The organism is Klebsiella sp. Sb-30 (assembly GCF_057652795.1).
This window is the reverse complement of sequence record NZ_CM172749.1, coordinates 3,367,935-3,389,830: the sequence shown is the minus strand read 5'-3', so window position 1 is coordinate 3,389,830 and position 21,896 is coordinate 3,367,935. Positions and strand designations below refer to the sequence as shown.

Genomic DNA, 21,896 nt, shown 5'->3' with positions numbered 1-21,896 from the left:
GTCTCCTAATAACCGGCGGCGGAGCCGTTGCTGCGTGGATCGGAGGCCCCTTCAAACAGGCCGTTGGGATGGCGGACGATGGCGCCGGCGTGGCCCATGGCTTCGCTATAATCGGCCAGCACCTCCACGTCATGACCCAGCGCCCGTAGACGGGCGATGCTATCCGGCGGGAAGCGACCTTCCAGCTTCAGTGAATCTGAGGTTTGTCCCCAGGTCCGGCCCAGCAGCCAGCGCGGGCGCGAAATACTCTCCTGCAGCGGGATGCCCTGCAGAATGTAGCGGGTGAAAATGGCCGCCTGAGTTTGCGGTTGGCCATCCCCACCCATTGACCCATATACCATGACCCGGCCATCGTTAAGGCGCGCGGCGGCGGGGTTGAGGGTATGAAACGGCTGTTTGCCTGGCGCCAGCGCCAGCAGATGCGCGGGGTCGAGACTGAACGAGGCGCCGCGGTTTTGCCAGACGATCCCGCTATCCGGCAGGACGACACCGCTGCCAAATTCATGATAAAGACTTTGAATAAAGGAGACCGCCAGCCCGCTGCTGTCTATCACCCCCATCCAGACGGTGTCGCCGGGGCCTTTTCCCGCTCCCCAGGGGGCGGCCTGCCGATCGTCGATGTTTTCGGCCAGCTGCTGGAGCGCCTGCGGGTCGAGCAGGCTTTGAATATCCACGTCGAGATGACGGGGGTCGGTAATGTGGGCATCGCGCAGGCCAAAAGCCTGCTTGGTGGCCTCGACGATACGGTGCACGGTCTGCGCGTCATCGGCATCGTGCATCGCCAGCCGGTCGGTAATCCCGAGGATCGCCAGCGAGACCAGTCCCTGCGTGGGCGGCGCCAGATTCCACAATTCGCCGTGCTGGTGCTGAAGCTTCAGCGGCGCAGGGCGACGGGCGCGATGCTGCTGGAGGTCTGCAAGGGTGACGGGCAGGCCGCAGGCCGCCATCCCCGCAGCCAGACGGCGGGCCAGCGGGCCGCGATAAAAACTGTCGAGGCCATCGTCGACCAGCTGCTTAAGCGTTGATGCCAGCGCGGGCTGGCGAAACCGACTGCCGGCGACCGGCGGTTGGCCGTTGACCAGAAAGGTCTCGGCGAACCCCGGCAGGTCGCGGAGTTCGGCGAGTTTTCCGGCGCTGGCGCTGGACTGGGACGCCGTCACCGGCGTGCCGTCAGCGGCATAGCGAATCGCATCCTCCAGCAGGCGCGCCAGCGGCAGCGCTTTTCCGGTCAGCGTCTGCGAGATCTTGAGCGCTTCATCCCAGCCGCTGACGGTCCCGGCGACGGTCAGCGCCGCTTGCGGCCCGCGGTGCGGAATTTGCGCCAGCCCGGCGTAGGCTTCCGGGGTGGCCAGCGACCCCGCCGCGCCGCTGGCGTCAATGGCTATCGGTTCGCCCTCCGGCGGGACGATAAGCCAGAAGCCATCGCCGCCCAGGCCGTTCATATGTGGGTAAACCACCGCAATGGTGGCCGCCGCGGCGACCATGGCTTCTATCGCGCTGCCGCCTTCGCGCAGCACGGCAACCGCGCTTTGGCTGGCCAGATGGTGCGGGGCGACCGCCATCCCGTGGGCGGATACATTACTCTGCATGGGTTGTCCTCATGATCCAAACGTGATGCCAACGCTGCAAAAGCTGTTCCACTTTGAGCGTAAAGTTTCATTCGTCAGGGGGCCGGACCTTTTTCTTAAACTGGCATGCATTATGAAAGGGCTCACATCATGTATAGTTTGATGAAACAAAAGTTACAGAGGCCGTATGGAACAACTGGATGAACGCTTGAAAGGGCAATATGCCTCATTGTCGCCTCAGGAACAGCGGGTGGCGGATTTTATTTTCGATCACTTCGACGACCTGATTAGCTATAACAGCGCCGAGCTGGCGCAGCTGAGCGGGGTGTCAAAAGCCACGGTGAGCCGTCTGTTTAAGCGGCTGGGCTACGAAAAATATAAGGATATGCGCGATGAGCTGCGCACGTTACGCCAGAGCGGAATGCCGCTGACCGATCATCGCGATGCGGTGCAGGGGAACACGCTGCTGGCGCGGCACTATAAACAGGAAATGGCGAATCTGACGCAGTGGGTCAATGCGCTCGACGCGCAGCAGTTTGCCGATGCGATTAGCGGGATGGTCGATGCCCGGCGCATTGCGATCATCGGAATGCGCAACTCCTGGCCGGTGGCGCTGCACCTGCGCCAGCAGCTGCTGCAGGCGCGCGGGCAGGTACAGGTGCTGCCGCAGCCGGGGCAGAGTTTAAGCGAAGAGCTGGTGGATCTGACGGCGGACGATCTGGTGGTGGTTATGGCTTTTCGCCGCCGTCCGCGCATTATTCGCCCGCTGTTGCAGCAGCTCCAGCTGCGCGGTATTCCGGTACTGCTGATTTGCGAACCGCAGGCATACAGCCTGTTTCCGCTGTCCCGCTGGCAGCTGTGCGCCCCCCTGGATAGCGTCTCGGCCTATGACAGCTACAGCTCGGTAAACAGCTTGATCAACCTGCTGGCGAATGCGTTTTTACATGAAATTCTCGATAAAGGCCGTCCGCGTATCCACGATATAGCCACCCTCTATCAGCAGCTGGACGAGCTTGAGCAACGATAATGGGGCCTCAGGCTGGTGCTTTGCTCTTTTTTGGTGCAATAAAATAGTGGGGAAATGAGCTCCGTTTTCCCACTTCTTTCCGCTATATCCTGTTTATTCTCTCTTTTTTTGCGCTTTCTGGCGTGGCCCTCTCATTTTTTGTATCTGGCACATTAGTTGCAGAAGTTTATTTAAAGAATCTTTTGTTTCATACTAACGTAACGGGTAAACATCATGAAAAAACTGCTGATCGCACTGGCCGGGGCCGCTTGTCTGTTCACGCAAATCACAGCGGCAAAAGCCGACCAGCTGCAGGATATTGAAAAGCGCGGCGTGATTCGCATTGCGGTACCGCAGGATTTCCCGCCGTTCGGTTCGGTGGGAACCGATCTCCAGCCGCAGGGCTATGACATCGATATGGCGCGTTACCTTGCCAGTCAGATGAAGCTCAAGCTGCAGCTGGTGCCGGTCACCAGCGCCAACCGGGTACCTTATCTGCAAACCGATAAAGTTGACCTGGTGATCTCCAGCCTCGGTAAGAATGCCGAGCGCGAGAAGGTGATTGATTTCAGCCGCGCCTATGCGCCGTTCTTCCTCGGCGTGTTTGGCCCGAAAGGGGCGGAGATCAAAGAGGCGGCGGCGCTGAGCGGGAAAACTATCGGCGTGACCCGCGGTGCGGTGGAAGATATGGTGCTGACCGGTATCGCGCCAAAAGAGGCGCAGATTAAACGCTACGAAGACAACAACACCACGCTGTCGGCTTATCTCTCCGGCCAGGTACAGTACGTGGCGACCGGGAACCTGGTGGTAGCGGCGATCGCCCGCCAGAATCCGGCGAAAGCGCCGGTACCGAGTTTTATGCTGAAAGATTCGCCGTGCGTGATTGGTCTGAAAAAGAATGAACCGGCGCTGAAAGCCAAAGTGGATGCGCTGATTGAGCAAGGCATCAAAGACGGTACCCTCAACGCGTTATCGCAGCAGTGGCTGAAAGCGCCGTTGCCCGCCGACTTTTCCGCATAAGGTCAGTGAATGACGGAACAACTTCATTTTTCTGCGCTCTGGCCGCACTGGCCGGAGCTGCTGGCCGGGCTGTGGGTGACTATTCAACTGACGGTCATGGCCACGATCGGCGGCCTGGCTATCGGCATTTTGGGGGCCGCCATTCGCAGCGGGCGGCCATCGTGGTTGAGTCGGATTTGGGGCGGCTATGTGGAGCTGATTCGCAACACGCCGTTCGTGGTCCAGCTGTTTTTTATCGTCTTTGGGCTGCCTAACCTCGGGCTCAAGATGACGGCGGGTGAAGCCGCGCTGCTGGCGATGGTGGTCAACCTTGGCGCCTACAGTACCGAGATTGTCCGCGCCGGGATCCAGGTGACGCCAAAAGGGCAGTGGGAGGCCGGGCGCGTGCTGGGGCTGAGCCGCACGCAGACCTTTATCCGGGTGGTATTACCGCCGGCGCTACAGCGGATTTATCCGGCGCTGGTCAGTCAGTGCATTATCGTGATGTTGGGATCGTCGGTGGTTTCTCAGGTCTCTTATGAAGAGCTGACCTTTGCCGCCAACCTGATCCAGTCGCGGACGTTTCTGAGCTTCGAGGTCTATCTGGTGACGACGGGGATCTACTTAGTGTTATCGATAACGCTGCGTCAGCTGCTGATGGCGGCAGGGCGAAAATGGCTGGGGGTGCAGGCATGATGGTCACCTTTACCGACTGGGACATTATTCGCAATCTGCTGCTGGCCGGCCGCTGGACGGTGCTGCTGTCGCTGGTGGCCTTTATCGGCGGCGCGCTGGTGACGTTGCCGCTGCTGCTGCTGCGCCTGACCGGCGGACGCCAGGTCAGACGTCTGATTCGCGGCTATATCGAACTGTTTCAGGGGACGCCGCTGCTGATGCAGCTGTTTCTGGCCTTTTTCGGCGTGGCGCTGTTCGGCATCGATGTTTCGCCGTGGACCGCTGCGTCGATGGCGCTGACCTTCTACACCAGCGCCTTTTTACTTGATATCTGGTTTGGCAGCATCCGCGCGTTGCCGAAAGGGCAGTGGGAAGCTTCGCGCTGTCTGGGCCTCAGTTTCGCCCAGACGCTGTTTCGCGTCATTGCGCCGCAGGCGCTGCGTATCGCCATTGCGCCCACCGTGGGGTTTGCGGTGCAGGTGGTGAAAGGTACCGCGCTGGCATCGATTATCGGCTTCGTCGAGCTGACCAAAGCCGGCACGATGCTGACCAACGTCACCTATCAGCCGTTTAAAGTCTTTGCGCTGGTGGCGCTGGGCTACTTCATTCTGTGCTACCCGCTGTCCCGCTACAGCCGCTATCTGGAGAATAAATTCAATGCCTCTCATCACCATTAATCAGATGCAGAAGTACTACGGCGACAACCACGTGCTGAAAGGTGTCGATCTGGACATCGAGATGGGCGAGGTGATTTCCATTATTGGCCGTAGCGGCTCGGGAAAAAGCACGCTGCTGCGCTGCATCAACGGGCTGGAAGGTTATCAGGATGGCAGCATCAAACTGGGCGGCATGACCATCACCGACCGCGATTCGCAGGCCCGCGAGATCAGCCGTTCCGTCGGGATGGTGTTCCAGAACTTTAACCTGTTTCCGCACATGACCGCGCTGGAAAACGTCATGCTGGCGCCGCGACGGGTGCTGAAAAAAAGCGCCGCCGAATGTCGTGAGCTGGCGCAGCGAATGCTGGAGAAGGTCGGTCTTGGCGATCGGCTGGACTATTATCCTTCCAGTCTCTCCGGCGGCCAGCAGCAGCGGGTGGCGATTGCCCGCGCGCTGGCGATGTCGCCAAAGGTGTTACTGTGTGACGAGATTACCTCGGCGCTGGATCCTGAACTGGTGGGTGAAGTGCTCAAGGTTCTTGAGCAGCTGGCTGCTGAGGGAATGACGCTGATTCTCGTCACCCATGAAATGAATTTTGCCCGTGAAGTGGGCGATCGGGTGGTGTTTATGCATCAGGGACGGGTCTGGGAACAGGGTGACAGTAAAACGCTGTTTGCCAACCCGCAGACCAATGAACTGAAGCAGTTTATCTCCTCCGTTCGCGGCCTGAATTAATCAAAGGACTCTAAAATGGATATCGCTCAATTTTCGCAACTCAACCCGCCGCCGCGCCTGCTGATGGGGCCGGGGCCGATTAACGCCGACCCGCGCGTGCTGCGCGCCATGTCGAGTCAGCTGATTGGTCAGTACGATCCGGCGATGACCCACTATATGAATGAGGTCATGGCGCTGTATCGCGGGGTGTTCCGTACCGAAAACCGTTGGACGATGCTGGTGGACGGCACCTCGCGCGCGGGAATCGAAGCGATTCTGGTATCGGCTATTCGCCCTGGCGATAAGGTGCTGGTGCCGGTATTTGGCCGCTTCGGCCATCTGCTGTGCGAAATCGCCCGCCGCTGTCGTGCCGAGGTTCACACCATCGAGGTACCGTGGGGCGAAGTCTTCACTCCCGATCGGATTGAAGACGCCATCAAACGCGTGCGTCCGCGCCTGCTGCTGACCGTGCAGGGCGACACCTCGACCACCATGCTCCAGCCGCTGGCGGAGCTGGGCGATATCTGTCGCCGTCACGAGGTGCTGTTTTACACCGACGCGACCGCCTCGCTGGCCGGCAACGCCCTGGAGACCGATGCCTGGGGGCTGGATGCGGTGTCGGCAGGCATGCAGAAATGCCTCGGCGGCCCGTCCGGAACCTCGCCGATTACCCTCAGCGCGCGCATGGAGGAGGTGATTCGCCGCCGCAAATGCGTGGAGGAGGGCATTCGTACCGACGCCCACCTTGATGGTGTGGATGAGATGGTTTACTCCAACTACTTCGACCTCGGCATGGTGATGGACTACTGGGGGCCGGAGCGCCTGAATCACCACACCGAAGCTACATCGGCGCTGTTTGGCGCCCGCGAATGCGCGCGCCTGATCCTGCAGGAGGGGCTGGATCAGGGGATCGCCCGGCATAAGCTGCATGGCGATGCGCTGCTCAAAGGCATTCAGGCGATGGGGCTGGAGACCTTTGGCGACCTGCAACATAAGATGAACAACGTGCTCGGCGTCATGATTCCGCAGGGCATCAACGGTGACCAGGTACGGAAACTGATGCTGGAAGATTTCGGCATTGAGATCGGCACCTCCTTTGGCCCGCTGCATGGCAAAGTGTGGCGCATCGGCACTATGGGCTATAACGCGCGGAAAGATTGCGTGCTGACCACGCTCAGCGCTCTGGAGTCGGTACTGAATTACCTGAAATTCTCTACCACCCAGGGCGCGGCGATGCAGGCGGCGTGGGATCACTATTGCAGCGAGAGTGCGCGATGAATCAATCAACACGCCAGCAGGCGGAGATGATGGCGGCCGCGGAGCGGGTGATGGCCCGCGCCGATGAGCTGGCCGCGATCAGCGAAACGGCAGAAGGACTGACCCGGGTGTATCTCTCGCCGCAGCATTTGCAGGCCAATCAGCAGGTGGCGCGCTGGATGACGCAGGCGGGGATGACCGTCTGGCAGGATAGCGTCGGGAACATTTGCGGGCGCTATGAAGGCGAGCAGGAGGGGGCGCCGGCAATTCTGCTGGGGTCGCATCTGGATACGGTACGCAATGCCGGGCGCTACGACGGCATGCTGGGGGTGCTCACGGCGATTGACGTGGTGGAAAACCTGCATCAGCAGGGGCGTCGCCTGGCGAAAGCGATAGAGATTGTGGGTTTCTGCGATGAAGAAGGGACCCGTTTTGGCATCACGTTGCTGGGCAGCCGCGGCCTGACGGGAACCTGGCCAGAGAGCTGGCTGACGCAGACCGATGCCCAGGGGATCAGCGTGGCGCAGGCGATGGTGCAGGTCGGGCTTGATCCTGCGCGAGTCAGTCTGGCCGCGCGTCCGACGGCGGATATCGCTGGTTATCTGGAGCTGCACATTGAGCAGGGGCCGTGCCTTGAGCAAGCGGGGCTGGCGCTCGGGGTGGTGGAGGCGATCAACGGTGCCCGCCGCCTGAACTGCCGTTTTACCGGCGAAGCGGGCCATGCCGGAACGGTTCCGATGAGTCAGCGTCGGGATGCGCTGGCCGCCGCCGCCGAATGGATGGTCCTCATTGAGACGACAACCCGGCAGCACGGGGGAAACCTGGTGGCTACGGTGGGGACGCTGCGCTGCTCCCCGGGCGCGGTTAACGTCATTCCCGGCGAGGTGGCGCTGACGCTGGATATTCGCGGCCCGCAGGATGGTCCGCTCGACGCGCTGCTCGCCACGTTGCTGGATGCCGCGCAGGCGATAGCCGCTCGTCGCCATCTGCACTTTGCCGCCGAAGCGTTCTACCACATCGCCGCGACCGCCTGCGATCGGCGGCTACAGGCGGTGTTGACGCAAGCCGTCAACGAGGTTCAGGGGCGCTCGCTGTCCCTGCCGAGCGGCGCCGGGCACGATGCGATCGCCATCGCCGAACGTTGGCCGGTAGGTATGCTGTTTGTGCGCTGCAAAGGCGGCGTCAGCCACCACCCGGCGGAGTCCGTGACCCGGCAGGATGTGGCGTTGGCTATTGCCGCGTTTCGCCGCGCGACCTGGGCGCTGGCCGAAAACGCATAAGTCGTCCCGCGCGGTCGCACTCGCGGCTTCTTCTGCGCCGGCGCCGCGCTGGAGGCCGCTGACCGGCGGCAGATTGACCGCAGTGAAGGGCTATTTTTACGCGAAAGTAGCACAAAGTGCTAAATGTGCGGGTGATGAACTCTATACCATCCGCGGCACTGACCTCGTCGCCATGGATTGGTAGTCAGTTGGAATAATTCCGCGGGGTCAGTCTGCTCTTCTTGTCAAGCATCGATGACGCCTTTAACCCTCAGATAATCATCATTTTTATTCGCTGAAAATTCCCCGACTGTTATGCTACCTTGTGAAAAGATATGCTGCTGACGAGAGACATGCCGATGCTGAATTCAGATAAGAGTATTAATATACAGACGCAGTCCTCCCGTTCCGGGATGAATCTTTTCCCCGCATTACTGGTGATTATCGCCGTTTCCACATTGTGTGTCGTGATATCGAAACCATTAGGTCCCTGGGAGGTTATCTTCGCCAACGCCGGGCTGTATATTGATCTGTTAGCCTTATTGTTCCTGGTGTTTATGTTATGGATTTCGGCAAAAGTCAGAATGAGCTATGTCGCGGTAAACTGGGTGCGCTACGGGCTGTTACTCTGGATAGCCGGCGGCACCTTTGATTTAATGGACGAGATATTTGTCCAGCCGAAATGGATGGGCTATTACTGCGAAGATCTGCTCCGTCTTTCCGGCATGCTGTTGACGACTATCGGCATCTACAAAATTATCGAGCGTATTAACGTGCTGTACGTGGACGCGCGTTCTCAATCGTTAAAAGACGAGCTGACTCAACTGCCTAACCGGCGCTTTTTCATTGATACTATCCGGGAAAAACAGGGCCATCAGCTGGCGCTGATGATTCTGGATATTGATTTTTTCAAGAAGATAAATGATACCTACGGCCATCTGGTGGGCGATGAGGTGCTATTCGCGTTGGGTAAACAGCTGGCAAAATTAACCAGCGATAAAATTCTGCCGGCCCGGATTGGTGGCGAAGAGTTTGCCATTATTGTTGACGGAATGTCGGCCGAAGAGGTGCGCAACCTGGCGCAGTCCATTCTGGAGAATGTCCGCTCCATTCTGATTAATCATGATTATCCGCTGTCGGTCAGCATTGGCGTCGGCATGCGTGAAAAAGATGAAGCGCAGGATGCGTTTATTAAGAAGGTGGATGAAGCGCTCTACCAGGCTAAACATAACGGCCGCGGACGCGTCGAGTGGGCCGCATCCTGAGGCCGCTACCCCTGCTGCGCGCTGCGACAATGGCGGCGATATTCGGAAGGCGAACGTTCGGTATAGCGTTTAAACACCCGGCAAAAATAGTTGCTGTCGATAAAGCCGCAGTTGTGGGCAATCTCTTTGACTTTTAAGTCGTAACCCCGCAGCAGCTTTTTGGCCTGCTCCAGCCGGACGCGGGTCAGGTATTCGTTAAAACCGACGGAACCCGATTTCTGAAAAATGTGCGACAGGTAGTTTGGGGTGATATGAAAACGTTTTGCCACCGATTCGCGGGTTAACGGCTGGCTGAGATTCTCCTCCAGATAATCCTGTACCGCCATAAACAGATCGCGGCTGCGGCTGACCCGCATCTCCAGGCCGACCAGCTGTTCAAGGCAGTGGCTCAGCAGCGCCGACACCACAAGCCGGGCGGTGACCGGGTCTGGCTGCAGACAGATTTCGTTCAGCGCCAGCAGCAGATAAGAGCCCACGCGCGGCCCCAGGCGGGCGACGCTTTGTTTCTCCGTTCGCAGCCGTTTACCGTCCCAGTGCTGGATGCAAAACCCCAGCTTTTGTCTGCCAAATAAAATACTTAAGGTCGATGCCTGACCGGTCCACTGCGGGCAGGTCCACTTTCCCGCCTGGACATAAAGCACCTGCGATGTTGACAGCACCATATCGGACAAGGGTAAACCGTTCTCCCGCAGCTCGCCCTCCAGCACAATCTCCAGACGCGGAAACGCGACCTGATAGGCCAGTTCCGGGACAGAAATATCCGGTTCCGGGAACCTGACCAGCAGCCTGTCCTTCTGATTGACCAGACGATTTAAAATATCCGGCAGATCTTCAATCATCCCTTCACCCCGAGAGCGAACTATTATCCTGTTGAATATAATCTATTTAATATCCGCAGATCTCTTTTAGTTCGCCCGATTGAGCGCGCAGAGCCAGCCTGCGGCCGCCTGAGTCTCAGAGTTTGACGATCATCACACTTTGCCTCCCCGCGTACGGATGTCCAGTTTTTCGTAGGAATCGCCTCATGTATTTCCCCTGGCCGACGATTAGAGTTTATTTCGTGTTATCGAAAGGTTAAGGAAAGGAAATATGGAACATCAATCTGCTGTCTATCTGGATGCCCTCGGCGCCAACATCGCCTTATCCGACAAAATGAAACAGGAGCTGGATACGCTTGGCTACACCGTGGTGCATCATCTGGCCGACCCGGCGTGGCTGGCGGCGATGCGCGAGCTCATCGATACGCTTGTCGAGAGCGAGGGGGATAACCTGGCCATAGAACACCATCAGGAGGCGACCGCGACGCGCATTGCCAACCTGGTGAATAAAGGGGTGATTTGGGAGAAGGTGTGGTCCCATCCGCTGGTGCTGTCGGCCTGCCGCTATATTTTTCAGGGCGATTTTAAAGTGTCCAGCCTGAATGCGCGCGAGGCGCTGGTTAACGGCGGCCACCAGCCGCTACATGCCGACTGGAAAAAACCGCGTCCCGATTTTCCCAAAGTGCATCTGGTGAATACCATCTGGGCAATCGATGATTTGAGTGCTGAGAATGGCGCCCCGCGAATTATTCCCGGTACGCATCTGCGCCCGGAGCTGCCCGAGGAGGTCCTGAGCGACCCTGAACTGCCGCACCCGGATGAGGTGGTGTTTGCCGCCCCGGCGGGGAGCGTAATGATTTATAACGCACATACCTGGCACGGCGGAACCTGTAATACCACCGGCAGCAGAAGACGGGTGCTGCACGGTTTATACATTGACCGCCAGGACAGCGCGCAGCAGGACCAGCGGCGCTGGCTAAAGCCGGAAACCGCCAGTCGCCTGACGCCGGCGCAAAAATGGCTGCTGGATGTGGAGTAAGCCCGGGCGTCCATTTTTTGCCAGATGGCGGCGGGATAGATTATTTGCCCGGGCTACGGCCCGGCATCCCTTGCCGGTTCGGTATCAGGTAGCCCCGGTAAGCGTAGCGCCACCGGGGAGAGACTCCCGGGCGGCGGGATAAATTATTTGCCCGGGCTACGGCCCGGCATCCCTTGTCGGTTCGGTATCAGGTAGCCCCGGTAAGCGCAGCATCACCGGGGAGGTTCCCGGGCGGCGGGATAAATTATTTGCCCGGGCTACGGCCCGGCATCCCTTGTCGGTTCGGTATCAGGTAGCCCCGGTAAGCGCAGCGTCACCGGGGAGAGGTTCCCGGGCGGCGGGATAGATTATTTGCCCGGGCTACGGCCCGGCATCCCTTGTCGGTGCGGTATCAAGTAGCCCCGGTAAGCGCAGCGTCACCGGGGAGAGACTCCCGGGCGGCGGGATAAATTATTTGCCCGGGCTACGGCCCGGCATCCCTTGTCGGTTCGGCGGCGCGGCTCTGCTGTCCGGGCGACAAACCGGCAGACGATAGCGGTTCGTCGTTCCTGAGAAGCAGTGGAATGCGCCAGCCCGCTCTCAGGGGATCTCTAAATAGACGACCGGCTTTTTCATGATGCTTTTTACCGCTTCAGCGATCTGCTGCGGCTGAAGTAAAAACGTTTTGATGCTGGTTTTAATCGTGCGCTGGCCGCAAAAGCGCCTGGCGTCGTCGATTTCAATATCCGTAACCAGCAGGACGACATCGGCCCCGGCAATATCGTCGGGGGTAATTTTATTTTCAATCCCCAGCGCGCCCTGGGTTTCGATTTTGATCTGCCACTTTTCGTGGTGGCCGACTTTTTGTAACCGCTCCGCCGCCATATAGGTATGGGCCACGCCGCTCACGCAGGCCGTGACCGCAACGATCTTGAGATCCATAGCATCCTCCGGGCATTAGCCACCGACAGTTACGCGAAAACCAGCTTGTTCAGCCATGAGAGTGAATCGGTTAATCTCTGCTGCCGATGGCGCTCCGACCTTTGCCATCGCCCATCTCTTGCCCAACAGCGAGTATTTCGGTTCGCCATAGTGGTGAAACGGCAGCAGGTGAATGTCAGGCAGCGCAAACGGCGCCAGGAAGGAGAGAATCTGGCTGAAGTTCTTTTCACACAGGGTAAAGCCGGGAATGAGCGGCACTCTGGGAATGACGTGAACGCCATTTTCCACCAGCCGGCTGAAATTTTCCAGCACCCGGGGGAGATTCAGGGCGAGCTGTTCTCTGGCCTGCCCGGGATCCATCATTTTCAGATCAAACAGCACTTCGTCGCATGCCTGGGCAAGAGGGTAAACGCGGCTGAAGGCGGCGTCGCCCGCCGTTTCTATCGCCGTGTGGATCCCCCACTGGCGCAACGCGCGTAAGAAACGGGTGGCAAACCCGGCCTGCATCAACACCTCTCCACCCGATAGCGTGACGCCGCCGCCCGAGGCGCGAAAAAAGATCTCATCTTTCAGAACCTCTTTGAGCAACGCTTCCTGAGTGACATCGCGGCCAATTTGCTCCCATGCGCCGGAAGGGCACTCTTCGACGTCCTGCTGGCAGCGAGCGCAGTGGAGACACCGGCTTTCCCGGCGCACGGTTTCAATTTGGGGGGAGAGGGATTCCGGGTTGGCACACCACGGGCAGGTATGCGGGCAACCTTTAAAAAAGACGACGGTTCTGATCCCCTGGCCATCGTTCAGCGAGTAGCGCTGGAGATTGAAAATGCGCGCCCGGTCGGCGCGCGTCTCGATAACGTCACAGTTGATGCGTGGTGCGGTGGATAATGTCATCCTGGATCTCCTTCGATAACTCCACAAAGAAGGCGCTGTAGCCCGCGACGCGTACCACCAGGCCGGCGAAATCCTGAGGGCGCTGCTGCGCTTCGCGCAGCGTCTGTGCGTTGACCACGTTAAACTGGATATGCTGTAGCTTCAGGCTGGTGAAAGCCTGTAAGAAATCGGCCAGCTTGTTGAGCCCGCTCTCTCCGCTCAGGGTCGCCGGGGTGAACTTCACGTTCAGCAGCGTGCCGTTGGAGAGCAGGTAGTTATCCAGCTTGCTGACCGATTTCAGGACCGCCGTTGGCCCCTGAGAATCCTGGCCGACCATCGGCGACAGACCGCCATCGGCTAACTGCTCGCCGGCCAGGCGGCCATCCGGCGTTGCGCCGACCACCGAGCCGAGCGGAACGTGCGCCGAGACGGTATAGGAACCGGGGGTGAAGTGCCCGCCGCGCGGGTTGCGGTACTGCTCAACCTCTTTACAGTAAAAGCGCAGCACGTCGGCGCTGATATTGTCTACCTCGTCGATATCGTTGCCATATTTTTCAAAGCGGTGAACCAGTCGGGCGCGGATTTTCTCGCCTTCCGGCGTCTGGAAATTGGCCTTGAGGACCTGAATCAGCTCGTCGTAGCTCATGCGCTGCTGCTCGAAGACCATCCCCTTGAGCGCATGCAGGGAGTCGCTGAGATTGGCGATACCAATTCCCTGAACGCCGGAGAAGTTGTAGCGCGCGCCGCCTTCGGTGATGTCCTTTCCGTGCAACACGCAATCCTGAATAAACGAAGAGAGCAGGGGAACCGGCGCCTGATCCCGGTGGCCGAGGTCGCAAATGTTGCTGCCTTCGACCATCAGCCTGATGTAGTAGCGGATTTTCTCGCGGATCTGCTGAATCAGCCCGTCCCAGCTGATATCGGGGTTACCTTCGTTCTCCAGCATCACGATCTCCATGACCTTCAGCAGGTTGAACATCGCAATATCGTGCAGCCCATAGGTGCGGCCGGGGATAGAGAGTTCGACGCAGCCGACGACGGCATAATCCCGCGCATCCTCCAGCGAGACGCCGCGGTTGAGAAAGGCCGGAACCACCACTTCGTCGTTGAAAATTTGTGGGATCCCGGTACCTAAGCGGATGGTTTCCGCCGTTTTGTGCAGGAACGGGCGGTCGATCAGTTCGTTGACGCGCACGCCGAGATTGGGCTGCGGCAGACGGACGTTCTGGTAGGCATCCAGCGCGAGAAAGGAGAGCACGTTTACCGCGCTGCGTCCGGTCTCACTCAGGCCGCCGAGCAAGGCGGTATAGCCCGTCGGAAAGCCGGCAAAGTAGCGGGCGCTGCTGGATGAGCGCAGCAGGACAATATCGTTGCACTTGACCCACAGCGATTCCAGCAGCGTTTTCAGCAACGCGGGATCCTCGCCACGGGTTAACGACGCCTGATAAAACGGCAGCATATACTGGTCAAAACGGCCAAGCGAAATCGAACTGGCGTTGGACTCGTACTGCAGAATGATGTTCATGTACCAGAACAGCTGGCAGGCCTGCCAGAAATCTTCCGGGCGATGCGCGGCGTTATGGCGCGAATGAGCGGCAATCGTCTCCAGCTCCTGGCGTCGCTGCGGATCGTCGCAGCGGCGGGCCATGTCAGCGGCGAGGGTGGCGTAACGCAAAATGTGGCGCTGCGAGGCCGCCAGTAAAATCAGCACCGCCTGATAAAAGTCGTTCTCCGGATGCTGTCGGGCCAGACTTTTCATTTCCGTCGCCAGCGCCGCCAGTCCTTTATTCAGCAGGCGGGGATAATCGATAATGATGTGCCCCTGGCCCTTGTCGGTCTGGTTGATGCTGAAAATCTGCGTGCCTACCGCCGCTTTCACCTCGTCGGTCATCTGGGCGTTAATAACATCTTTCATCGAGCGTTTTTCCCAGTACGGGAACAGCGCTTCACGGTAGATGCGCTTGTCTTCATCGCTGATGGCGAAGCGATCCTGCGGGCGAACCGGGAACCGATCCAGCTCGTTAAGCAACCAGTAGGGGTCCATCTCGGGCGAGACGATGCCGGCGCGCGGTTTGATTGTCCGGTTGCCGGCGATCAGTTCATCATTACGAATCGAAATCTGTACATGGTCAAGGATCCAGGCGGTGGCCTTCGCCCGACGAATCATCGTCGGCTCCCCCTCGGTGCGTTTGTGGCTTTCGGTATAGAGCAGGGCGCGTTCGAGCGAGATTTCCCGCGGGTGAGCGAACAGGCCCGCTATTAAGCGTTGGGTACGATTGGTCATGACAAACTCCATGTGAACGCCCTCTCCACGCGCGGATTGAGGCAATTCGCGACGCGCGTTGCGCACGGACTGCCGGTCACTATGACGCTCGTGGAGCGGGGCGCTGAGTTTTGCGCAGCGTCGCTGCGCGCGACGGTATTCAGGCTTTCTGCGAAAGATGGCTGTCGATTTTGTTCATAATGGCGTCAGCCCGCTTCACGGCATCGCTGATATTGACGCGAACGATGGTTTTACCGGCAAACCGCTCTTCACTCTTGATGCCGATATCTTTGGTCAGAATCACGATATCGGCGCTGGCGACATCGTCTGCCGACAGCTCATTTTCAATACCGATGGAGCCCTGGGTCTCCACCTTGACCTGCCAGCCTTTGGCTGTGGCGGCGCTCTCCAGCGACTCCGCTGCCATGTAGGTGTGTGCGACGCCGGACGGGCAGGCGGTAACGGCGATAATCCTGGTCATAAACTATTCCTTCTGCGGTTTCAGTTAATTTCGAAATCAAGATCCAGTTCGTCATCGGCTTTGGCTTCTGACGCTTTCTTCCTGGTGAGGGCTTTAAGCACGATGACGCAGGCGGCGCTGACCAATGCCCCGACCAGCAGGCCGATGATGAACCCGCCTTTACCCTGAACCACCGGCAGGACAATCAGTCCGCCCCAGCCGGCGTAGCACTGAACGCCGAGCAGGGCGGTCGTCGCGCAGCCGCTGGCGGCGCCAATCATGATCGACGGGATGACGCGCAGCGGGTCGGCGGCCGCGAAGGGGATGGCGCCTTCCGACACGCCAACGCAGCCCATGACCAGCGCGGCTTTGCCCGCTTCTCGCTCCTCTGGCGTGAAGTATTTGCGACCCACCAGCGTCGCCAGACCCATGCCCAGCGGCGGAATGGCGATCCCGACGGCGGCGATAGCCACCACGCTATAAACCCCCTGGGAGACGCAAATCAGCATGAAGGCGTAGGCCACTTTATTGACCGGCCCCCCCATGTCGAAGGCCAGCATCAGCCCCATGATGATGGCGAGAAGCACGATGCTGCCCTCGCGCATGCCCTGTAGCCAGGTTGTCAGACCGGCGGTGAGCGCGCCGATAGGTTCACCCAGCCCCCACATCATGATCCCGGCCGTAATAAAAGTGCCGATAATGGGGATAACAAAAATGGGCATCACGGAGCGCAGCACTTTGTGGACTGGGATTTTCTTCAGGTAGTAAACCACCAGGCCGCCGATCATCCCGGCGATCAGTGCGCCGAAAAAACCGGCGCCAAAACTGTTGCCGACCCACGCGCCAATGGCGCACGGGGCCAGCGCCGCGCGGTCAGAAATGGAGTAGCCGATATAGGCCGCCAGAAAAGGCACCATCAGGGTCAGTCCGGCGACGCCAATATCAAACAGTTTTTTCAGGTTGGGATCCGTCGCGCCATCGGGCACGGCGCCTTTGCCGTATAGCATGACCGAGACGGCGAGGAGGATCCCGCCGGAGACCACAAAGGGGATCATATGTGAGACGCCGGTCATGAGATGCTGGCGTGTATTTTTTAGTATTTGCACCAGTTCGTTCATTGCTTGCTCCTGAGCGCGCTAACGCTCGTGACAGTATTGTTGCTTCAACAGTAGGAAAATGGCGGGGGAGAAAACAGTAGAGAAAAAGTGCATTTACTGGATATTTGTAAGGTGCGCGTGAAATTGCGATCCACCTCAAATCTTAGGTGTTATGGGGGAATGTTGCGAGCAAACGAGAGAATTGTGAGCCGGAACAGAAAAAAGATCTCTGTGTACAATTTTCCAGTAATTCACTCTTTTCTCGCGTAGTTCCTGCGGCGCGCTTTCTTTACCGTTGAGGCAATGATGTCTTGCTCAGGAGAAAGCCAATGGCCCAGGTTATTAAATTCCGTTGTGATTTGCCAAATGGCGTCCACGCCCGTCCGGCTAGTCTGGTAGAAACGCTATGCAATACCTTTTTGTCTTCTGTTGACTGGTGGAATACGCGCAGCGACCTGCGCGGCAATGCGAAAAGCGCGCTGGCTATTATTGCCACCAACACAATACAGGGCGACGAGTGCCAGTTAATTATCCGCGGTGAGGATGAGCAGCGGGCGCTTGCTGCCCTGTCGGCATTTATTCAGGATGAATTTCCGCACTGCGATACGCCGTTGCCGGCGGCGGAAAGTCCAGAGGTACAGCCGGTTCCGGAATCGCTGTCGCGGCTGAATCCCATCCTGTTGCACGGGCGGCCAGTGTGTGCCGGGAGCGCCGGGGGCACGCTCACCCGGCTGAAATCTTTCGATCTGCGCGACCCGGGCCCGCTGCCCGCTGCCGGGAATGTTGAGCACGAGCAGGCGCTGCTGGATCAAGGTTTGCTGCTGCTGGTTAAAAATATCGAGCTGCGGCTGCTGGATAACGACGGAACCGCCGGCGCCATTCTGGAGGCGCATCGTTCGCTGGCGACGGATGCTTCTCTACGCCAGCATCTGCTTGGCGGGCTGCTGACCGGCCTGAGCTGCGCCCAGGCGATCGTCGCCAGCGGCGAGCACTTCTGCGCTCAGTTCCACGACTCCGGCAACCGCTATTTACAGGAGCGGGTGCTGGACATCCGCGATGTCTGCTTCCAGCTTCTGCAGCATATCTACGGCGAGTCCCGCTTCCCGGCTCCGGGTAAGCTGACCGTCCCGGCGATTTGTCTTGCCGATGAGTTAACGCCCAGCCAGTTTCTTGAGCTGGATAAAACGCTGCTGAAAGGCCTGCTGCTGAGCGGCGGCGGGACCACTTCGCATACCGTGATTCTGGCGCGTTCGTTTAATATTCCGACTCTGGTCGGCGTGGAGATGGCGGCGCTGCAGCCGTGGGTGGGGCAACCGGTATATATCGACGGCAATGCCGGGCTGGTGGCGGTTAACCCGGATGAGGCGGTGACGCGCTACTACCAGCAGGAGGCCTGGGCCGCGGCGCAGTTACGTCGTCAGCAGCAGGCGTGGTTTGATAAAGACGGGGTCACAAAAGATGGCCTGCGTCTGGAGGTGGCGGCCAATATTGCCCACTCCGTTGAAGCCGCCGCGGCGTTTGGCAACGGCGCACAGGCGGTGGGCCTGTTTCGTACCGAAATGCTGTATATGGACCGGCCCGGCGCGCCGTCCGAAGATGAGCTGTATAATATTTTTTGTCAGGCGCTGGAACCGGCGAAGGGCCGCAGCATTATTATTCGCACCATGGATATCGGGGGCGATAAGCCGGTGGCCTATCTCAATATCCCGGCGGAAAACAACCCCTTCCTCGGCTATCGCGCGGTGCGAATTTACGAAGAGTACCAGACGCTGTTCCGCACGCAGCTCAGGGCGATTCTGCGCGCCTCGGCGCACGGCTCGTTGAAAATTATGATTCCGATGATCTCCTCGATGGAGGAGATTCTGTGGGTGAAAGAAAGGCTGGCCGAAGCCAGGCAATCCCTGCGCGATGAACATATTCCGTTCGATGAGAAGATCCCGTTTGGCATCATGCTGGAAGTGCCGTCGGTGATGTTTATCATCGACCAGTGCTGTGAAGAGATCGATTTTTTCAGTATTGGCAGCAATGACCTGACGCAGTATCTGCTGGCGGTGGATCGTGATAACAGCAAAGTCACGCGCCACTACAACAGCCTCAACCCGGCTTTTTTGCGCGCGCTGGACTACGCCGTGCAGGCGGTACATCGGCAGGGGAAATGGATTGGTCTGTGCGGTGAACTGGGGGCGAAAGGCTCGGTGCTGCCGCTGCTGGTGGGACTTGGGCTGGATGAACTGAGCATGAGCGCGCCGGCGATTCCGGCGACGAAAGCGCGTCTGGCCCGGCTGGATAGTCGGGCCTGTCGCCAGCTGCTGAACCAGGCTATGCAGTGTCGCACCTCGCTGGAGGTGGAACATTTATTAGCTCAGTTCCGCATGGCCCAGCAGGACGCGCCGCTGATTACCACGCAGTGCATTACCTTAAACAGCGACTGGCGCAGTAAAGAAGAGGTGCTGAAAGGCATGACCGACAATCTGCTGCTGGCGGGGCGTTGCCGCTACCCGCGTAAGCTGGAGGCCGATCTCTGGGCGCGCGAAGCGGTATTTTCCACCGGGCTGGGCTTCAGCTTTGCCATTCCGCACAGCAAGTCGGAACATATTGAGCAGTCCACCATCAGCGTGGCTCGCCTGGCCCGGCCGGTGGCGTGGGGAGAGGACGAAGCGCAATTTGTGATTATGCTGACGCTGAACAAACATGCCGCCGGGGATCAGCATATGCGCATCTTCTCTCGTCTGGCGCGGCGCATTATGCACGAGGCGTTTCGTCACGCGCTGGTCACCGCCGACAGCAGCGAGGCCATCGCCGGGTTATTGCAGCGCGAGCTGGAGCTGTAGTTTCTCCGGCGGAACGGTGCCGCCGGAGAGGCGGGTTAGCGCAAAATCGCCTGGCAGATGGCTTCGCTGACCTGCCGGGTCGAGGCATCCCCCTTCATATCCGGCGTTTTCGGCCCGCTGGCGATAACCTGCTCAATAGCCTGTAAAATACCGTCATGGGCGGCCTGATAACGCGCATCGCCGGCGCCGAGGAAATCCAGCATCATGGCGCCCGCCCAGATAGTCGCTATCGGGTTGGCGATGTTCTGACCGTAAATATCCGGCGCTGAGCCGTGGACCGGCTCGAACAGAGACGGGAAGGTACGCTCCGGATTCAGGTTCGCCGACGGGGCGATGCCAATGGTACCGGTACAGGCCGGGCCAAGATCGGAGAGGATATCGCCGAACAGATTTGAGCCGACGACCACGTCGAAGCGTTCCGGCTGGAGGACGAAGCGGGCGCACAGAATATCGATATGCTGTTTGTCCCAGCGGATCTCAGGATACTCCCGGGCCATGGCTTCTACGCGCTCATCCCAGTAAGGCATGCTGATGGCCAGCCCGTTGGATTTGGTGGCGGAGGTCAGGGTTTTACGCGGGCGGCTTTGCGCCAGTTCAAACGCGTAGCGCAGGATCCGGTCTACGCCGCGGCGGGTGAAGACCGACTCCTGAATCACCATCTCATACTCGGTCCCGGGGTTCACGCGTCCGCCGAGCGAGGAGTATTCCCCTTCGGTATTCTCCCGCACCACGTAGAAATCAATATCGCCGGCTTTTTTACCCGCCAGCGGGCAGGGAACGCCGGGGAACAGGCGCACCGGACGCAGGTTGACGTACTGATCGAACTCGCGGCGAAACTTGAGCAGCGAGCCCCACAGTGAGACGTGATCCGCTACGGTGTCGGGCCAGCCGACGGCGCCAAAATAGAGAGCATCAAAGGTTTTGAGCTGCTCATGCCAGTCGTCGGGCATCATTTTACCGTGGCGGACATAATAGTCGCAGCTGGCCCATTCAATCTGTTCAAAGCTTAATGACAAATCCCAGCGTTCAGCCGCGGCTTGTAAGACGCGAATACCTTCAGGCAGCACTTCTTTACCTATCCCGTCTCCTGGGATGGCGGCAATACGACAGCTTTTCTTCATACCGGTTCTCACTTATCAGCGATGAAAATTGACTTCCTTTCTATCCTATAATTGACTGGTTCATAATTAATCACGCTAACTGGTGAAACATAAAACACAGTTCATGAATAATCTGCCGCTGCTAAATGATTTACGCGTGTTTATGCTGGTAGCCCGCCGCGCCGGTTTTGCCTCTGCCGCCGAAGAGCTCGGCGTTTCGCCCGCCTTTGTCAGCAAGCGCATTTCTTTGCTTGAGCAGACGCTGAATGTGCTGCTGCTGCACCGCACTACCCGTCGGGTCACGATAACCGAAGAGGGCGAGCGCATCTACGAATGGGCGCAGCGCATTTTGCAGGACGTCGACCAAATGATGGATGAGCTGTCCGATGTGCGTCAGGTGCCGCAGGGTACGCTGCGGATTATCAGCAGCTTTGGTTTTGGCCGCCGGGTGGTGGCGCCGGCGCTGTCGGCGCTGTCGCGTCAGTATCCGCAGCTGGAGCTGCGGTTTGATGTTGAAGACCGGCTGGTCGACCTCGTGAATGAAGGCGTCGATCTCGATATTCGCGTGGGTGATGATATTGCCCCCAATCTGATTGCCCGCAAACTGGCGACCAACCAGCGGATTCTCTGCGCTTCACCGGCGTTTCTGGCCCGCTATCCGCAGCCCAGGCAGCTCAGCGATCTGGCGACCTTGCCCTGTCTGGTGATTAAAGAGCGCGATCGACCGTTTGGCGTCTGGCAGCTCCACGGTAAAGAGGGGGAGCAGGCGATTAAGGTGACCGGCCCGCTCGCCTCTAACCACGGGGAGATCGTGCATCAGTGGTGTCTTGACGGGCAGGGGATCTCGCTACGCTCGTGGTGGGATGTCAGTGACAATATCGCCAGCGGTCACCTGGTGCATCTGCTGCCGGAATACTCTCAGCCGGCCAACATCTGGGCGGTGTATGTGTCGCGGCTGGCGACTTCGGCGAAAATTCGGGCCACGGTGGAGTTTTTACGCCACTACTTTCAGCAGCACTATCCGCAGCAATGCGTTGTGAGCCGCGAAACCTGATGCGCAAGACGAGAACACCACCGGCGTTGGCTGTCGGTGG

19 protein-coding genes are annotated in these 21,896 nt (G+C 59.0%); 11 read left to right on the top strand and 8 right to left on the bottom strand.

The window, feature by feature from the left end:
- Nucleotides 1-5: 5 nt before the first annotated feature.
- Nucleotides 6-1,589: an oxamate amidohydrolase gene (gene hpxW / locus AC236I_RS15880; protein ID WP_004860329.1), complete on the bottom strand. Its 1,584-nt coding sequence runs from the start codon at nt 1,587-1,589 to the stop codon at nt 6-8.
- A gap of 166 nt (nt 1,590-1,755) precedes the next feature.
- Between hpxW and hpxU the strand changes: the two genes are divergently transcribed.
- The 8 genes from hpxU (at nt 1,756) to AC236I_RS15840 (ending at nt 9,403) form a co-directional block, all read left to right on the top strand.
- The gene (hpxU, locus tag AC236I_RS15875; protein ID WP_004860331.1) at nt 1,756-2,595 is read left to right on the top strand and encodes a MurR/RpiR family transcriptional regulator HpxU; all 840 of its coding nucleotides are present in this window, start codon (nt 1,756-1,758) and stop codon (nt 2,593-2,595) included.
- 213 nt (nt 2,596-2,808) lie between these two features.
- Nucleotides 2,809-3,594: a transporter substrate-binding domain-containing protein gene (locus AC236I_RS15870; protein ID WP_004860334.1), complete on the top strand. Its 786-nt coding sequence runs from the start codon at nt 2,809-2,811 to the stop codon at nt 3,592-3,594.
- A gap of 9 nt (nt 3,595-3,603) precedes the next feature.
- Nucleotides 3,604-4,269, top strand: coding sequence for an amino acid ABC transporter permease (locus AC236I_RS15865; RefSeq protein WP_004860336.1), 666 nt, complete (start codon nt 3,604-3,606; stop codon nt 4,267-4,269).
- Nucleotides 4,269-4,925: an amino acid ABC transporter permease gene (locus AC236I_RS15860; RefSeq protein ID WP_015584686.1), complete on the top strand. Its 657-nt coding sequence runs from the start codon at nt 4,269-4,271 to the stop codon at nt 4,923-4,925. The genes AC236I_RS15865 and AC236I_RS15860 overlap by 1 nt, the downstream gene beginning before the upstream one ends.
- On the top strand, nt 4,906-5,643 hold the full coding sequence (locus AC236I_RS15855) for an amino acid ABC transporter ATP-binding protein (RefSeq protein WP_004860340.1): 738 nt from the start codon (nt 4,906-4,908) through the stop codon (nt 5,641-5,643). The genes AC236I_RS15860 and AC236I_RS15855 overlap by 20 nt, the downstream gene beginning before the upstream one ends.
- A gap of 15 nt (nt 5,644-5,658) precedes the next feature.
- On the top strand, nt 5,659-6,900 hold the full coding sequence (locus tag AC236I_RS15850; RefSeq protein WP_004860342.1) for a pyridoxal-phosphate-dependent aminotransferase family protein: 1,242 nt from the start codon (nt 5,659-5,661) through the stop codon (nt 6,898-6,900).
- Entirely contained in the window at nt 6,897-8,159 is a 1,263-nt protein-coding gene (hpxK, locus tag AC236I_RS15845) for an allantoate amidohydrolase (protein ID WP_004860345.1), read from the top strand. The genes AC236I_RS15850 and hpxK overlap by 4 nt, the downstream gene beginning before the upstream one ends.
- A 338-nt stretch (nt 8,160-8,497) precedes the next feature.
- Nucleotides 8,498-9,403, top strand: coding sequence for a GGDEF domain-containing protein (locus AC236I_RS15840; RefSeq protein WP_004860347.1), 906 nt, complete (start codon nt 8,498-8,500; stop codon nt 9,401-9,403).
- A gap of 5 nt (nt 9,404-9,408) precedes the next feature.
- Here the strand turns inward: AC236I_RS15840 and AC236I_RS15835 are convergent, their stop codons facing one another.
- The gene (locus AC236I_RS15835) at nt 9,409-10,242 is read right to left on the bottom strand and encodes an AraC family transcriptional regulator (RefSeq protein WP_004860349.1); all 834 of its coding nucleotides are present in this window, start codon (nt 10,240-10,242) and stop codon (nt 9,409-9,411) included.
- Between the two features lie 250 nt (nt 10,243-10,492).
- Between AC236I_RS15835 and AC236I_RS15830 the strand changes: the two genes are divergently transcribed.
- Nucleotides 10,493-11,260: a phytanoyl-CoA dioxygenase family protein gene (locus AC236I_RS15830; protein WP_099843171.1), complete on the top strand. Its 768-nt coding sequence runs from the start codon at nt 10,493-10,495 to the stop codon at nt 11,258-11,260.
- 579 nt (nt 11,261-11,839) lie between these two features.
- Here the strand turns inward: AC236I_RS15830 and AC236I_RS15825 are convergent.
- From AC236I_RS15825 to AC236I_RS15805, 5 genes are all read right to left on the bottom strand, one after another.
- Entirely contained in the window at nt 11,840-12,181 is a 342-nt protein-coding gene (locus AC236I_RS15825) for a PTS fructose-like transporter subunit IIB (RefSeq protein ID WP_004860355.1), read from the bottom strand.
- A gap of 15 nt (nt 12,182-12,196) precedes the next feature.
- Nucleotides 12,197-13,072 (bottom strand): [formate-C-acetyltransferase]-activating enzyme, encoded by an 876-nt coding sequence (locus AC236I_RS15820; protein ID WP_004860358.1) that lies wholly within the window; start codon nt 13,070-13,072, stop codon nt 12,197-12,199.
- Nucleotides 13,038-15,335 (bottom strand): formate C-acetyltransferase, encoded by a 2,298-nt coding sequence (locus AC236I_RS15815; RefSeq protein ID WP_445129882.1) that lies wholly within the window; start codon nt 15,333-15,335, stop codon nt 13,038-13,040. Before AC236I_RS15815 ends, AC236I_RS15820 begins: the two co-directional genes overlap by 35 nt.
- A 139-nt stretch (nt 15,336-15,474) precedes the next feature.
- Nucleotides 15,475-15,795, bottom strand: coding sequence for a PTS fructose-like transporter subunit IIB (locus AC236I_RS15810; protein ID WP_004860362.1), 321 nt, complete (start codon nt 15,793-15,795; stop codon nt 15,475-15,477).
- Between the two features lie 20 nt (nt 15,796-15,815).
- Nucleotides 15,816-16,892, bottom strand: a complete 1,077-nt coding sequence (locus AC236I_RS15805; protein ID WP_004860366.1) for a PTS fructose transporter subunit EIIC — start codon at nt 16,890-16,892, stop codon at nt 15,816-15,818.
- A 308-nt stretch (nt 16,893-17,200) separates the two neighbouring features.
- Between AC236I_RS15805 and ptsP the strand changes: the two genes are divergently transcribed.
- Nucleotides 17,201-19,702 carry a phosphoenolpyruvate--protein phosphotransferase gene (gene ptsP / locus AC236I_RS15800; RefSeq protein WP_064359822.1) on the top strand — a complete coding sequence of 834 codons (2,502 nt, stop codon included), beginning with the start codon at nt 17,201-17,203 and terminating at the stop codon, nt 19,700-19,702.
- Nucleotides 19,703-19,737: 35 nt separating this feature from the next.
- On the opposite strand, the gene AC236I_RS15795 is transcribed toward ptsP, so the two are convergent.
- A complete protein-coding gene (locus AC236I_RS15795) occupies nt 19,738-20,823 on the bottom strand; it encodes a tartrate dehydrogenase (protein WP_004860370.1) in 1,086 nt (361 codons plus the stop codon).
- 82 nt (nt 20,824-20,905) lie between these two features.
- On the opposite strand from AC236I_RS15795, the gene AC236I_RS15790 reads away from it, so the two are divergent.
- Nucleotides 20,906-21,856 carry a LysR substrate-binding domain-containing protein gene (locus tag AC236I_RS15790; RefSeq protein WP_160873471.1) on the top strand — a complete coding sequence of 317 codons (951 nt, stop codon included), beginning with the start codon at nt 20,906-20,908 and terminating at the stop codon, nt 21,854-21,856.
- Nucleotides 21,857-21,896: the final 40 nt, after the last annotated feature.

Coding starts and splice junctions, on each gene's coding strand:
- hpxK (WP_004860345.1), top strand. CDS start 6,897: ATGAATCAATCAACACGCCAGCAGGCGGAGATGATGGCGGCCGCGGAG.
- AC236I_RS15805 (WP_004860366.1), bottom strand. CDS start 16,892: ATGAACGAACTGGTGCAAATACTAAAAAATACACGCCAGCATCTCATG.
- AC236I_RS15810 (WP_004860362.1), bottom strand. CDS start 15,795: ATGACCAGGATTATCGCCGTTACCGCCTGCCCGTCCGGCGTCGCACAC.
- AC236I_RS15855 (WP_004860340.1), top strand. CDS start 4,906: ATGCCTCTCATCACCATTAATCAGATGCAGAAGTACTACGGCGACAAC.
- AC236I_RS15865 (WP_004860336.1), top strand. CDS start 3,604: ATGACGGAACAACTTCATTTTTCTGCGCTCTGGCCGCACTGGCCGGAG.
- AC236I_RS15860 (WP_015584686.1), top strand. CDS start 4,269: ATGGTCACCTTTACCGACTGGGACATTATTCGCAATCTGCTGCTGGCC.
- AC236I_RS15815 (WP_445129882.1), bottom strand. CDS start 15,335: ATGACCAATCGTACCCAACGCTTAATAGCGGGCCTGTTCGCTCACCCG.
- ptsP (WP_064359822.1), top strand. CDS start 17,201: ATGGCCCAGGTTATTAAATTCCGTTGTGATTTGCCAAATGGCGTCCAC.
- AC236I_RS15870 (WP_004860334.1), top strand. CDS start 2,809: ATGAAAAAACTGCTGATCGCACTGGCCGGGGCCGCTTGTCTGTTCACG.
- AC236I_RS15830 (WP_099843171.1), top strand. CDS start 10,493: ATGGAACATCAATCTGCTGTCTATCTGGATGCCCTCGGCGCCAACATC.
- AC236I_RS15840 (WP_004860347.1), top strand. CDS start 8,498: ATGCTGAATTCAGATAAGAGTATTAATATACAGACGCAGTCCTCCCGT.
- hpxW (WP_004860329.1), bottom strand. CDS start 1,589: ATGCAGAGTAATGTATCCGCCCACGGGATGGCGGTCGCCCCGCACCAT.
- AC236I_RS15825 (WP_004860355.1), bottom strand. CDS start 12,181: ATGGATCTCAAGATCGTTGCGGTCACGGCCTGCGTGAGCGGCGTGGCC.
- hpxU (WP_004860331.1), top strand. CDS start 1,756: ATGGAACAACTGGATGAACGCTTGAAAGGGCAATATGCCTCATTGTCG.
- AC236I_RS15795 (WP_004860370.1), bottom strand. CDS start 20,823: ATGAAGAAAAGCTGTCGTATTGCCGCCATCCCAGGAGACGGGATAGGT.
- AC236I_RS15835 (WP_004860349.1), bottom strand. CDS start 10,242: ATGATTGAAGATCTGCCGGATATTTTAAATCGTCTGGTCAATCAGAAG.
- AC236I_RS15820 (WP_004860358.1), bottom strand. CDS start 13,072: ATGACATTATCCACCGCACCACGCATCAACTGTGACGTTATCGAGACG.
- AC236I_RS15850 (WP_004860342.1), top strand. CDS start 5,659: ATGGATATCGCTCAATTTTCGCAACTCAACCCGCCGCCGCGCCTGCTG.